Origin of the sequence: Mumia sp. Pv4-285, from assembly GCF_041320275.1 — a bacterium.
GTDB lineage: Bacteria > Actinomycetota > Actinomycetes > Propionibacteriales > Nocardioidaceae > Mumia > Mumia qirimensis.
The window spans coordinates 612215-625224 of the sequence record NZ_CP162023.1 but is presented as its reverse complement, the minus strand read 5'-3'; the positions used below and the strand labels follow the sequence as shown (position 1 = coordinate 625224).

Annotated in this window: 13 protein-coding genes; 10 read left to right on the top strand and 3 right to left on the bottom strand. The window is 71.6% G+C overall.

The window, feature by feature from the left end; translation table 11 throughout:
• The first annotated feature begins 12 nt into the window (after positions 1–12).
• Positions 13–744, top strand: coding sequence for a DNA alkylation repair protein (locus AB3M34_RS03005; protein WP_370617600.1), 732 nt, complete (start codon positions 13–15; stop codon positions 742–744).
• Positions 745–763: 19 nt separating this feature from the next.
• On the opposite strand, the gene AB3M34_RS03000 is transcribed toward AB3M34_RS03005, so the two are convergent.
• Together AB3M34_RS03000 and AB3M34_RS02995 are read right to left on the bottom strand one after the other, a co-directional pair.
• Positions 764–1588, bottom strand: coding sequence for a hypothetical protein (locus tag AB3M34_RS03000; protein ID WP_370617599.1), 825 nt, complete (start codon positions 1586–1588; stop codon positions 764–766).
• Positions 1585–2004 carry a hypothetical protein gene (locus tag AB3M34_RS02995; RefSeq protein ID WP_370617598.1) on the bottom strand — a complete coding sequence of 140 codons (420 nt, stop codon included), beginning with the start codon at positions 2002–2004 and terminating at the stop codon, positions 1585–1587. The genes AB3M34_RS03000 and AB3M34_RS02995 overlap by 4 nt, the downstream gene beginning before the upstream one ends.
• 77 nt (positions 2005–2081) lie before the next feature.
• On the opposite strand from AB3M34_RS02995, the gene AB3M34_RS02990 reads away from it, so the two are divergent.
• From AB3M34_RS02990 to AB3M34_RS02965, 6 genes are read left to right on the top strand one after another with little or no spacing between them, the layout of a single operon-like run.
• A complete protein-coding gene (locus AB3M34_RS02990) occupies positions 2082–2846 on the top strand; it encodes a winged helix-turn-helix transcriptional regulator (protein ID WP_370617597.1) in 765 nt (254 codons plus the stop codon).
• A 5-nt stretch (positions 2847–2851) separates the two neighbouring features.
• Positions 2852–4306, top strand: a complete 1455-nt coding sequence (locus AB3M34_RS02985) for a carboxyl transferase domain-containing protein (RefSeq protein WP_370617596.1) — start codon at positions 2852–2854, stop codon at positions 4304–4306.
• On the top strand, positions 4303–5145 hold the full coding sequence (gene mshD / locus AB3M34_RS02980) for a mycothiol synthase (RefSeq protein WP_370617595.1): 843 nt from the start codon (positions 4303–4305) through the stop codon (positions 5143–5145). The genes AB3M34_RS02985 and mshD overlap by 4 nt, the downstream gene beginning before the upstream one ends.
• Before the next feature lie 47 nt (positions 5146–5192).
• Positions 5193–5840: a hypothetical protein gene (locus tag AB3M34_RS02975; RefSeq protein ID WP_370617594.1), complete on the top strand. Its 648-nt coding sequence runs from the start codon at positions 5193–5195 to the stop codon at positions 5838–5840.
• Between the two features lie 45 nt (positions 5841–5885).
• Positions 5886–8093 carry an RNA degradosome polyphosphate kinase gene (locus AB3M34_RS02970; RefSeq protein WP_370617593.1) on the top strand — a complete coding sequence of 736 codons (2208 nt, stop codon included), beginning with the start codon at positions 5886–5888 and terminating at the stop codon, positions 8091–8093.
• Positions 8090–9007 (top strand): NUDIX domain-containing protein, encoded by a 918-nt coding sequence (locus tag AB3M34_RS02965; RefSeq protein WP_370617592.1) that lies wholly within the window; start codon positions 8090–8092, stop codon positions 9005–9007. The genes AB3M34_RS02970 and AB3M34_RS02965 overlap by 4 nt, the downstream gene beginning before the upstream one ends.
• Here the strand turns inward: AB3M34_RS02965 and AB3M34_RS02960 are convergent.
• Positions 8916–10160 (bottom strand): MFS transporter, encoded by a 1245-nt coding sequence (locus AB3M34_RS02960; RefSeq protein ID WP_370617591.1) that lies wholly within the window; start codon positions 10158–10160, stop codon positions 8916–8918. The two genes, AB3M34_RS02965 and AB3M34_RS02960, sit on opposite strands and share 92 nt — an antisense overlap.
• Positions 10161–10222: 62 nt before the next feature.
• On the opposite strand from AB3M34_RS02960, the gene AB3M34_RS02955 reads away from it, so the two are divergent.
• From AB3M34_RS02955 to pstC, 3 genes are all read left to right on the top strand, one after another.
• The gene (locus AB3M34_RS02955) at positions 10223–10609 is read left to right on the top strand and encodes a MerR family transcriptional regulator (protein WP_370619933.1); all 387 of its coding nucleotides are present in this window, start codon (positions 10223–10225) and stop codon (positions 10607–10609) included.
• A gap of 150 nt (positions 10610–10759) precedes the next feature.
• Positions 10760–11857 (top strand): phosphate ABC transporter substrate-binding protein PstS, encoded by a 1098-nt coding sequence (gene pstS, locus AB3M34_RS02950; RefSeq protein WP_370617590.1) that lies wholly within the window; start codon positions 10760–10762, stop codon positions 11855–11857.
• 88 nt (positions 11858–11945) lie between these two features.
• Positions 11946–12911: a phosphate ABC transporter permease subunit PstC gene (gene pstC / locus AB3M34_RS02945; protein ID WP_370617589.1), complete on the top strand. Its 966-nt coding sequence runs from the start codon at positions 11946–11948 to the stop codon at positions 12909–12911.
• The last annotated feature ends 99 nt before the right edge of the window (positions 12912–13010 follow it).

The following is a 13010-nucleotide window of genomic DNA, read 5'->3' as shown; positions in this document are numbered from 1 at the left end:
GGACGAGGTCGCGTGATCTCCGCGGCCGCGGAGATCACGCGAACCCTCGCGAAGAGCGCCGACCCGTCCCGCTCGGAAGGCGAGGCGCGCTACCTCAAGAGCACCCGCACGCATCTCGGGGTCGGGGTGCCGCGGACGCGCAGCATCGTGCGGTCCACGCTGCGGTCGAGGTTGGTGCGCGACCGTACGAACACGCTGGCCGTGGCGCGCACGCTGTGGGACTCGGAGACGTACGAGCACCTGCTCGCGGCCGTCTTCGTACTGTCCGAGGGCGTGGGCACGCTGGGGTGCGACGACCTCGGTCTCGTCGAGACGATGGTCCGCTCGGCCGGCACGTGGGCGCTGGTCGACCCCTTGTCGATCGAGGTCGCGGCCGTCATCTGCGACGACGGTGCCGGCGGCGTCCGGTGTGGTGCCGCGCTCGACCGCTGGTCGAGCGACGACGACTTCTGGGTACGCCGTGCGGCCTTGCTCGCGCTCATGCCGGCGCTGCGGCAGGGGCGCGGCGACTGGGCGCGGTTCGGACGCTACGCCGAGGGGATGCTGACCGAACGGGAGTTCTTCGTCCGCAAGGCGATCGGCTGGGTGCTCCGCGAGACGGCGAAACGGCGTCCGGAGCTCGTCGCCGCCTGGATCGCCGACCGACCCGGGCGAGTACCGGTGCTTGCCGTGCGCGAGGCCGTACGACGGATGGACCCCGCCGTCGCCGAACCCCTCGTCGCCGCCGCGTACCGGGCACGCTGACCGCGAGCATCCGCAACCGTCAGAGGCCTGCCCACAGCAGCGACGCGACGAAGACCACCGGCCCCGCGAGTGCGATCGGCGCGACCACCTCGACGGCCCACCGGTTCGGCGGGAGCGGGCGCCAACGGCGACCGACCGCTCCGCCGAGTGCGGCGGCACAGCCGATCGCCACGGCGGCGACTCCCCCGACGACCGTGTTGGCACCCTCGAGCGCCGCGAGCACGATGCCGATCAGGGCACCGAGAGCAAGGGCCCAGACCAACGCGACCGGCCGGATCCGCTGAGCGTGGTCCGCGACCACGACCACCGCCGTGACGACCGCGGCGACGATGACAGCGGGGCGACCGACGGGCGAGATCGCAGCGGCGACCCAGCCGGTCGCGAGCAGCGCGATCACCCCGATCGCGACGACCTCACCCAGCGCCGGCACCACATCAGGTCGGGGTGCAGGGCGACGGAGCTGGCCGAGGAGCGCCGCGAGCACCAGGACCGGCAGCGCCAACCCGATGCCCACCAGCGAGCCGCCGGCCACGTCGGCCGATGCCGTGGCTCGGGTGCCGGCGGCACCGTCGACGACCCCCGGAGCCAGGGTCACCAACGAGGCGACGATCCCGGCCGCGGCGATCGGGACCGCCTTCGGCGCGCGCACCGGCGTGCGACTGACGCCGGCGGGCGACGGGACGGCCGCGAGCATGAGCTGGACGACGAGGACGGCCGCCGCCACGACGACCGGTCCGGCGAGGACGGCGAGCACGAGCACCACCGTGATGAGGCACGTCGCCACCGAGGGCGCGATCGACGTCAACCCGAAGGGTGAGCGCGCGTCCTCGCGGATGCGGCTCACGTACGGTCTCGTCGCCCGCGTCCCCCGTCGGACAGGACAATGCTGCGCGCGGGACCGCGTACGGCCTCGCCTCCGGCGCTCAGCCGACCGTCGCCTCCGGCGCTCAGCCGACCGTCGCCTCCGGCGAAGGGTGGCAGCAGCTCCAGCTGCCCACCGGCCGGCACCGCCACGGTGGCCGGGTCGGTGGCCCCGAGCGGCTCCTCGCCGACCAGGATCGAGCAGATCTCGAGCACGCGCATGAACCGCTCGTTGCCGGCGTGCAACACGCTGACGGCGTCGAGGATCTCGGCAACCGTGCCTGGTGGGACGTGATCCACGTCACGACCTGCGGCAGCGCGCGCGGCCGCCCAGTAGCGCACCGTGACGGCAGCACTGCTGGCCGCGCCCTGGTTACCCGAAGTTGATGCTTCCGTCACGTGGACTATTGTGGAGCAAGCAACGGAGCCCAGGGCAGAGCCCTGGGCTTTCTTTGTACCTGCAGAAGGGTTACGCGATGTCCACCTTGCTCCTGCTGACACCGAGCACGCAGTCGTCCATCGAAGTGCTGCCTGCGCTGGCGCTCCTCCCGCACCACGTGAAGATCCTCCCGCCCGAGGCGAGCGCCCTCCTCGATGCGCCGTCGTGCGACGCCGTCCTGGTCGACGGTCGCACCGACCTCGCCCAGGCGCGTGGGCTCACCCGCCTCCTCAGGACGACGGGCGTCGACTCCCCTCTCGTCCTGATCGTGACCGAGGGCGGGCTCGCCGTGGTGGCGGCCGACTGGGGCATGGACGACGTGATCCTCACCACGGCGGGTCCTGCGGAGGTCGAGGCTCGGCTGCGGCTGTCGATCGGCCGTGTGTCGGCCGAGTCCGGCAACGACCCCGACGCCCACGTGATCAAGTCCGGTGGCCTCACCGTCGACGACGTCACCTACACGGCTCGTCTCGATGGGCGCTCGCTCGACCTCACGTTCAAGGAGTTCGAGCTCCTCAAGTTCCTCGCGCAGCACCCGGGCCGCGTCTTCACGCGCCAGCAGCTGCTGCAGGAGGTGTGGGGTTACGACTACTTCGGAGGCACCCGTACGGTCGACGTCCACGTGCGTCGTCTGCGCGCGAAGCTCGGCCCCGACAACGAGACGCTGATCGGCACGGTCCGCAACGTCGGCTACCGGTTCGTCGCCCAGTCGCGTGACCGCCGTGACGCCGGCGCGCAGGAGAGCGCCAGCGACGACTCGGAGCATGCCCGAGCCGCCGGCAGGCTGCGCGTCCCCCGCTGACGCCGATGAGCGCACGCCGTACGGCGTCCAACCTCGTCGAGCTCGTCCTCGACGCCGGCTCGTTCACGTCGTGGGACTCCCCGATCGACATCAGCCGGTGGCCCGAGACCTATCAGCGCGAGCTCGTCCGCGCCGCCGAGCGCTCCGGACGCGACGAGTCGGTGATCACCGGCCGCGCGACGGTTCGTGGCCGGCCGGTCGCCGTCGTCGCGAGCGAGTTCCGGTTCCTGGCCGGCTCGATCGGCGAGGACGCGGCCCTGCGGATCGTCTCGGCCGTACGCCGCGCCACCGCGGAGGGCATCCCGGTGCTCGCGACGACCGCGTCCGGCGGCACCCGCATGCAGGAGGGCACACCCGCGTTCCTCCGGATGATCGACATCTCCCGCGCGATCATGGACCACAAGGCGGCAGGACTCCCCTACCTCGTCCATCTGGGTCACCCCACCACCGGCGGCGTCTTCGCGTCGTGGGGCTCGCTGGGCCACGTGACCGTCGCCGAGCCCGCGGCGCTCGTCGGCTTCCTCGGCCCGAAGGTGTACGAGGTGCTCAACCACAGCGTGTTCCCTGAAGGCGTGCAGACCGCCGAGAACCTCGCCCACCACGGCATCCTCGATGCGGTCGTCTCGGCGGAGGACCTGCCGGCCCTGGTCGACCGTACGCTGAGCATCCTCGTCGATCCCCCGAAGCCGTCGACCCTCCAGCGCCGCGAGCCCGCGACGGACGCCGCGCTGGACACGTGGGCGTCGATCGAGCGCACCCGAGCACCGCACCGACTGGGCGTGCGCGACGTGCTGCGGGTCGCGGGAGAGGACACGATCCGGCTCCAGGGCACCGACGAGGGCGAGCGCGACAGCGCCATGATCGTCGCGCTGACACGGCTCGACGGCGAACCCTGCGTCGTCGTCGGGCAGGACCGCAGGGCGCAGGCTCGCGCGCCCATGGGCCCTGGCGCACTGCGTGAGGCCCGCCGCGGGATGCGGCTGGCCAACGAGCTCGGACTCCCTCTCGTCTCGATCATCGACACGCCCGGCGCCGAGCTCTCGAAGGCGGCCGAGGAGGGGGCGATCGCCGGTGAGATCGCCCGGTGCATCGCCTCGATGGCGACGATGACCGTGCCCACCGTCTCCGTCCTGCTCGGCGAAGGGTGCGGCGGCGGTGCGCTGGCGCTGTTCCCGGCCGACGTCGTGGTCGCGACCCAGAACGCGTGGCTCTCCCCGCTCCCGCCGGAGGGCGCGTCGGCGATCGTGCACGGCAACGCGGACCACGCGGCCGAGATGGCGCGGTCGCAGCGGGTCTCGGCGTCGGACCTGTACGCCGCCGGCAAGGTGCAGGTGCTCGTCCGGGAGCTCGACGGCGACGAGGAGGATCCGGCGGCCCTCGCGGGCGCCGTGGCCGCCGAGGTGGCGATGCAGGTCCGTACGCTGCGCTCGAAGCACACCGCTCAGGAAGGACGCTCATGACCTCGCCCGTCGATCCTCGTGTCGCACTCGCCGAAAAGGTCGCCGAAGCCGACGGAGTCTCGCCGCTGAACGAGGCGAGCCGCATCGCCGTCTCCGCAGGAGAGGCAGCGCGGGTCGACGAGGTCGTAAGAGACGACGGCACGGTGGTGGGTGTCGCCTTCGCGGCCGCCGACGCGCCTGTCGAGCTTTACGTCGCGCCTTCGCACCGACGCCGGGGCATCGGACGGTCGCTCCTCGAGGACCTGCGAGGCCGGGGCGAGCGACGGTTCTGGGCGCACGGAGACCTCCCGGCCGCCCAGGGGCTCGCACAGTCCGCCGGCCTCACTGCGTCCCGCACCCTGCTCGTGCTCGAGCGCGACACCGCGAGCCCGTTGCCCGCCGAGCGGCCCGTCGACGGCGTCGTCCTCCGCACGTGGCGCGACGCCGACGCGGCCGGCCTGCTGGCCGTGAACGCCCGCGCGTTCGCGTCGCACCCGGAGCAGGGAGCGATGGACGAGGCCGATCTGCGCGCCCGGATGGCGCAGCCCTGGTTCGACCCCGAAGGACTGTTCGTCGCTGAGCGGGACGGCGAGGTGGTCGGCTTCCACTGGACCAAGATCGACCCGGCACCGGCCCAGGGTGGCGACGTCGGTGAGGTCTACGTCGTCGGCGTGGACCCGTCCGAGCAGGGCCGCGGACTGGGCAAGGCGCTCACCCTGCGTGGCCTGCACCACCTCGTCGGCACCGGGGTCGCCCGCATCGATCTGTACGTCGAGGGTGACAACACGCCCGCGCTCGCGACGTACCACGGTCTCGGCTTCGTCGAGGCCGCCCGCGACGTCCTGTACGACGCCGGCTGACGTCGCCGCCGACCCACCGGCTTGATCCGGGTTGTCAGGGTTGAGTCATGACCACGCAGCTCGATCCCGACACCGCGTACGCCGTCCGACGAGGCGGGATCGCCGACGTCACCCACGTCACGCGCCTCCTCGAGGCGGCCGCTCCCCAGGTCGACCTCGACGGTGACGGGACGATCGACGGACCCGCAGACCCGGTGGTCGCCGCGTCGGTCACCCGGCTCGCGCTCAGCCATGTCGTCCTCCAGCACGGGCAGATGTGGGTCGCCGACCACGAGGGCATCGTCCTCGCGGCGTCGGTGTGGGTGCCGACGACCGCGATGGCGCAGGTCAACGCACTGAGCGCCGTGGTCGCTCGCGAGCTCGACGCCGCCACCGTCCAGGCTGCGCTCGATCCGGGCAGCGACGTACGGGGCGTCCTCGACGCCGCCACCCCGGAGATCGGCGCGCACCTCGACGCGATCCAGCCCGACGTCCTGCTCACCGGGCTCGCCGCAGATCCGCAGCTCCCGCCCGCAGAGCGCGACAGGCTGCTCATGGCGTGCACCGTCCGGGCGCTCGAGGAGCTCGAGGGGACGGCCGCTGCCGTGTCGCTCGAGCCGGAGCAGGTGCTCGTCCTGGAGTCGGCGGGCTTCGTCCGCGTCGCCGAGATCCCGGTCGGTGCACACCACCGGCTGTGGGTGGGCAGAAGCGCCTGAGCCGCGCGTCACCTGCTGGTCACTTTCCCGTGGCACGATCGGGCCATGGCTGATGACTTTCCCGCAGGCGTCGGGGGCACCGTGACAGAGGACCAGCCCCACTCGCCGGACTCGTTCGACGTCGATCCGCCGTTCGTCGATCACGAGCCCGACCTGCCCGAAGGCCGGTTCAGCGATCGTGAGCTGTCGTGGCTGGCGTTCAACCAGCGGGTGCTCGAGCTGGCCGAGGACCCGAGCGTCCCCTTGCTCGAGCGGGTCCGGTTCACGGCGATCTTCTCGGGCAACCTCGACGAGTTCTTCATGGTCCGCATCGCCGGCCTCAAGCGACGCATCGCCACCGGCCTCGCGTCGAGGCGGGCCAGCGGGATGCAACCACGAGAGGTCTGGTCCGAGAGCCTCCTCGCCAGCCACCAGCTGATGCGCCGCCAGGGAGCACTGCTCACGGACGCCCTCAAGGGAGCGCTCGACGAGCGTGGCATCGCCCTGCTCCACTGGGACGACCTCGAGGACGGCGAGCGTGCCGACGCGACCGAGGTCTTCCGCCGGCGGGTGTTCCCGGTGCTCACGCCGCTCGCCGTCGACCCGGCCCACCCGTTCCCCTACATCTCGGGTCTCTCGCTCAACCTCGCCGTCGTCATGCGCAACCCCGTCACCGGCAAGGCGCACTTCGCCCGCGTCAAGGTGCCGCCGATCTTCGACCGCTGGGTCAGCGTCGGCCCGCACCGGTTCGTCCCGCTGGAAGAGGTCATCGCCGCGCACCTGGACGCCCTGTTCCCCGGGATGGACATCGAGGCCCACCACACCTTCCGCGTCACCCGCAACGAGGACCTCGAGGTCGAGGAGGACGACGCCGAGAACCTTCTCAAGGCTCTCGAGCAGGAGCTCCTCCGACGCAAGTTCGGGCCGCCCGTCCGCCTCGAGGTCGAGGACACGATGGACGAGCACGTCCTGGAGCTGCTGGTCACCGAGCTCGACATCACCCGCAACGAGGTGTTCGCGCTCCCCGCTCCGCTCGATCTCGCGAGCCTTCACCAGATCGCCGACCTCGACCGGCCCGAGCTCCAGTACGAGCCGTTCGTCCCGACCACCCACCCCGGCCTCGCGGAGGTGGAGTCGGCGAGCCCGGTCGACATGTTCTCCGCCCTGCGCGAGCACGACGTGCTGCTGCACCACCCGTACGACTCCTTCGCGACCAGCGTTCAGCGGTTCGTCGAGCAGGCGGCGGCCGACCCTCAGGTGCTCGCGATCAAGCAGACTCTCTACCGCACCTCCGGAGACTCGCCGATCATCGACTCGCTCATCGATGCCGCCCGCGCCGGCAAGCAGGTCCTCGTCCTGGTCGAGATCAAGGCGCGGTTCGACGAGCAGGCCAACATCCGCTGGGCGCGCAAGCTCGAGCGGGCAGGCTGCCACGTGGTCTACGGGCTGCTCGGCCTCAAGACGCACTGCAAGCTGTGCCTCGTCGTCCGGGACGAGGCCGACGGGCTGCGTCGCTACGCGCACATCGGCACCGGCAACTACAACCCCAAGACGGCCCGCCTCTACGAGGACTACGGGCTCCTCACCACCAACACCGAGATCGCGGACGACCTCACCGACCTCTTCAACAACCTCTCCGGCTACTCCCGCCGCGAGTCGTACCGGCAGCTGATGGTCGCGCCGGCCGGGCTGCGCCCCGGCATCGTGGAGCAGATCGAGCGCGAGATCGAGCACCAGCGGGCCGGACGCGCCGCCGGCATCCGCATCAAGGTCAACTCGATAGTCGACGAGGACGTCATCGACGCCCTCTACCGAGCCTCGCGGGCCGGAGTGCCGGTGGAGATGCTGGTCCGCGGGATCTGCGCGCTGCGGCCAGGGGTGCCGGGGATGAGCGACAACATCGTCGTCCGCAGCGTCCTCGGCCGATACCTCGAGCACAGCCGGGTGTTCTGGTTCGAGGACGGGGGTGAGCCGCAGGTGTGGATCGGCTCGGCGGACCTGATGCACCGCAACCTCGACCGTCGCGTCGAGGTGCTCGTCCGGCTCGACCGCCGCGAGCACATCGCGCAGATCGGGGCCATGCTCGATCTCGCGATGGACCCGACGACCGACGCCTGGAACCTGGGCCCCGACGGCACCTGGACGAGACAGACGACCGACGGGCCTCCCCTGATCGACCTCCAGCAGACGACGATCGCACTCACGCGGGCTCGACGCGCTCGGGCGCGGGCCGAGGCGAAGGAGCGGGCGGCGACGGTCGGCGGGATCGTGTGAGCATCCCCGTCAGGATGTCCGCCGGCGCACTCGTCTGGCGTCCGGCCCACCCCGGCGCCAAGAGCGACCTCGAGGTCCTGCTCGTGCACCGGACCCGGCACGACGACTGGACCGTGCCGAAGGGGACCGTCGAGCGAGGTGAGACCCGCCCGGCTGCTGCCGTCCGCGAGGTCGAGGAGGAGACCGGCGTCCTCTCGCGACTCGGCGTCCCGCTTCTCGAGCTGGAGTACGAGTTCGCCGCGGGGCGCCTCAAGAACGTCGCCTACTGGGCCGCGCGGCCCCTCAGCGGTGACGCCGACTCCTACGTCCCGAACCGCGAGATCGACGCCGTCGCGTGGGTGCCGTTGGAGAAGGCCGGCAAGCGGGTCTCGTACGACACCGACCGCGCCGTGATCGACACCTTCCTCGAACGCGTGGGCGCGGGGAGCCATCGGACGCGGACCCTGATCGTCGTCCGCCACGCGGCCGCCCGGCCCCGCCGCCGTTGGCGCAAGGACGCACTGTCGAGGCCGCTGACGGCCGAGGGCAAGCGCGAGTCGCACTCCCTGCGGCCGCTGCTCGCGGCGTACGGGGTGCACCACGTCCACGCCAGCGGCGCGCTGCGGTGCGTCCAGACCGTCGTCCCGTACGCCGACTCCGCCGGACGCCCCATCACGGTGGACCACCGCCTCGACGAGCCGCGCGACGGCGGCCCCGCGAAGAACCGCCCGCTCTTCGAGGCGATGGCCGAGGACGTCGCCCTCAAGCGGCCGGTCGCCGTCTGCGGCCACCGCACGGTCATCCCGCGGATGCTCGCGTCGGTCGGAGTCGACGCCGCATCGGTCAGTGCCGATCCGCTGGCGCCGGCCGGGCTGGTGGTCGTGCACCATCGGCGGGGCGAGGTCCACGCGACCGAGCACCACGCGCCGCACTGAGCGTCAGGCCGGCAGCAGCGACACCGATCAGGACCGCGGCGACCGGTGCCAGCCACGCGGCGCCGAGCTGTTGGAGGAGCCACGCCCCGGATGCCGCTCCCGCCGCGATGCCGAGGTTGAGCGCCGTGACGACGACGGCGCCCGCGGCGCCGCGGCTGCGCTCGGAGGCGATCCGCATGATGGTCGCCTGGAACACCGGCGGGAACAGCCCGATCATCACGCCCCAGACACCGATGACGACGAGAGCCAGAGCCACGCCACGGTCGACCACGGTCAGCGCGAGCGCGGTGCCGGCGAAGGCGACCGCGGTCGCCGGCAGCGCCGTACGGGGCAGCCGGTCGGACAGCGGGCCGGCGACGGCCAGCCCGAGGGCGCCGGTCGCACCGAACAGCGCCAGGACCCCGCCGAGGGCGGCGGCGTCGAATCCGGCCACGTCGATGACGATCGGGGCGACGAAGGTGAACAGCTGGAAGTGACCGACGAGCACCAGGGCGCCGAGCGCGGCAGTGACCAGCACGGGCACGAGCGTGCCGTCGCGTCCGGGTGCGGACACGCGACCTTCGGAGGCCGCGTGTGCGACGTCGACCGCACCGCCTTTGTGGGACGGCAGCACGCGCACCAGCGCCCAGGCGGCGGCGGCAAGCAGCACACCGGCGGCGACGAGCACCGCGCGCCATCCCAGCACGCCGGCCATCGCCGTACCCAGCGGCACGCCCACCACGCCGGCTGCGGTCGGTCCCACGAGCACGACGGAGACGGCCCGGCCGAGGTGTCGCTCGTCGACGAGCGAGGCCGCGTACGGCACCAGCAGCGACCAGAGCAGGCCGTGCCCGGCGGCCGCCACGATGCGAGCCACCACCAGCACGCCGTACGCCGGAGCGACCGCCGCGAGCACGGCGGCCGCGGCACTCACCACGACCGCCGCGACCATCACCGTACGTCGAGGGAGGCGTCGGGTGGCACGCTCGAGCGGCAGGCTCAAAGCAGCCACCGTGAGGGCCCATGCCGTCACCAGCAGGCCGATCCGACCCTCGGAGACCCCGAGCTCGTCGGCCATCATCGCGAGCAGCCCGGCGGGGAGCAGCTCGACCGTCACCGTGGCGAACGCCGCACCTGCGAGCGTCACCAGTGCAATCCATGTCTTCCGTGTCATGCTGGGACCGTAAACCTTTACATCTGTGTGAAGGTCAAGCCCGAGACGAGAGGACCGTGCAGATGCGCGTCGGAGAGCTGGCGGACCGGACCGGAGTCGCACCGCGGATGCTCCGCTACTACGAGGAGCAAGGCCTGCTCGCCGCGAGCCGTCAGGACAACGGCTACCGGTCGTACGAGGAGTCCGACGTCGAGCGGGTCCGCACGATCCGAAGCCTCATCGCCTCGGGGCTCCCGACCCGGCTCGTCAGGGTGGTGCTCGACATCGAGGCGCTGGCCGACGACCAGCGTTCACCCTCGTGCAGCCAGACGTTCGCCGAGATGCTGTACGGCGAGCTGGTCTCCCTCGACGACAAGATCGCGTGCCTCACGAAGAGCCGGGACACCGTCCGGCACTACCTCGAGCGCACCGAGCACAGCGCGCTCCTGGCCGCTCCTTCGGCCGTCTGACCACGGGAGACGCGCCGGATCCGCCCGAACTCGTCAGGCAGCGTTCACCTTCGGTTCACCTGCGTCCGCCTGCCGCTTCACCTCTGGTGCCTAACGTCGCCGTCGACAGCACAGATCTGACACGACGTTTCCCAGAGAGGGAAGAACACAGTGAACCGCAACAAGCTCCGCGTTGCCGCCCCCCTGGCGCTCGCCGCGACCGTGGCCCTGAGCCTGTCCGCCTGCGGTGCAGGCAACGAGGCCGGCGCGGATGACGACACCACCGCCAGCGCCCTCAGCGGCACGCTCAACGGCGCCGGCGCCAGCTCGCAGGAGGCCGCAGTCGGTTCGTGGAAGCAGGGCTTCCAGACGGCGAACCCTGACGTGACCGTCAACTACGATCCCGCCGGCTCCGGCGCGGGCCGCGAGCAGTTCCTCGCCGGCGGCACCGACTTCGCAGGCTCCGACGCCTACCTCGACGACGACGAGCTCGCCAAGGCCGAGGAGCGCTGTGGCAGCGACGTCGTCGAGGTCCCGACCTACGTCAGCCCGATCGCCGTCATCTACAACCTCCCCGGCATCGACGGCCTGCAGCTCTCGCCCGACACCCTGGGCAAGATCTTCGCCGGCACGATCACCACTTGGGACGACGAGGCCATCAAGGCCGACAACCCCGATGCGGACCTGCCGTCCTCGAAGATCACGCCCGTCCACCGCTCGGACGACTCGGGCACCACCGAGAACTTCACCGCCTACATGGCTGCGGTCGCCCCCGAGAGCTGGACCGCCGGCGAGGTCGAGACCTGGCCGATCAAGGGCGGCGAGGGCGCGCAGGGCACCTCCGGCGTGGTCGCTGCCGTCCAGGGCGGCGAGGGCACGATCGGCTACGCCGACGCCAGCCAGGCCGGCGAACTCGGAGTCGCCTCGCTCAAGGTCGGCGACGAGTACGTCGGGCCGAGCCCCGAGGCAGCCGCCAAGATCCTCGAGGCCTCCGCACCGATCGAGGGCCGCGGCGACTCGCACATCGTGATGGACATCGACCACAAGACCACCGAGGCCGGCGTCTACCCGGCCGTCCTGGTGTCGTACCAGATCGCGTGCCTGCAGTACGACGACGAGGCCAAGGCCGATCTCGTCAAGGGCTGGCTCACCTACGTCGCCAGCTCCGACGGCCAGCAGGCAGCCGCCGAGGGCGCCGGCTCCGCGCCGCTGACCAGCGCTCTCGAGGAGCGCATCTCGGGCATCGCCGAGGGCATCTCGGCGAAGTGATGCTCCTGCGGGTGGTACCCCGAATCGGGGGATCGGAGTGCCACCCGCAGGTATGCCCCGCCCGACTTCTCCACCGGAGGACCACTCAGTGACCGACACCTCAACACCGTCCCCACCGCGGGGTGCTGCCGAGCACGGCCCGGCGAAGCGCCGACTCGGTGACCGCCTGTTCCTGGGACTGTCGAAGGGCGCCGCTCTGGCCATCGTCGCGATCCTCGCCGGGGTCGCGATCTTCCTGACGGCCGAAGGGATCCCCGGCATCACCGCCTCGCCCGACGAGGTGAAGAGCGGCGAGTCGTTCCTGTCCTGGGTCCTGCCGCTCGTCTTCGGCACGCTCTGGAGCGCGGCTCTCGCCCTCGTGATCGCCGTGCCTCTCGCCGTCGCGGTCGCGCTCTTCGTCACCTACTACGTGCCACGACGACTCGGTCACACGCTCGGCTACGTGATCGACCTCCTCGCTGCTGTGCCCTCCGTGGTCTTCGGGCTCTGGGGCATGCGCGTGCTCGCCGGAGAGCTCGTCGGGCCGTTCGAGTGGCTCGAGGCGAACCTCGGCTTCCTCCCGTTCTTCGCAGGTCCCGCGTCCGCCACCGGCCGCACCATCCTCACGGCAGCCGTCGTGCTCGCGGTGATGATCCTGCCGATCGTGACCGCGATCGCCCGCGAGGTCTTCCGCCAGACGCCGGTCCTCCTGGAGGAGGCAGCGCTCGCGCTCGGCGCGACCCGCTGGGAGATGATCCGGACTGTCGTCCTTCCGCACGGCCGCTCGGGCATGATCGGCGGCGCGATGCTCGGTCTCGGCCGCGCCCTCGGCGAGACGATGGCAGTCGCGATGGTCCTCTCGGCGTCGGGCGTCGTCACGTTCAACCTGATCAGCTCGACCAACCCGAGCACCATCCCCGCCAACATCGCGCTCCAGTTCAACGAGGCCTCGGGGCTCACCGTGAACGCACTCATCGCGTCCGGTCTGGTGCTCTTCGTCATCACCTTCGCGGTCAACTTCGCCGCACGCGCCATCGTGAACCGGCGCAAGGAGTTCTCGGGAGCCAACGCATGAGCGCGCGGAACCGGAGCGGAGGTACGCCGAGGAACGAGGCGTGCCGGAGCGAGGTACCGCAGCGCTCAGGCAAGGAAGGCAACGCATGAGCGCGAGGAA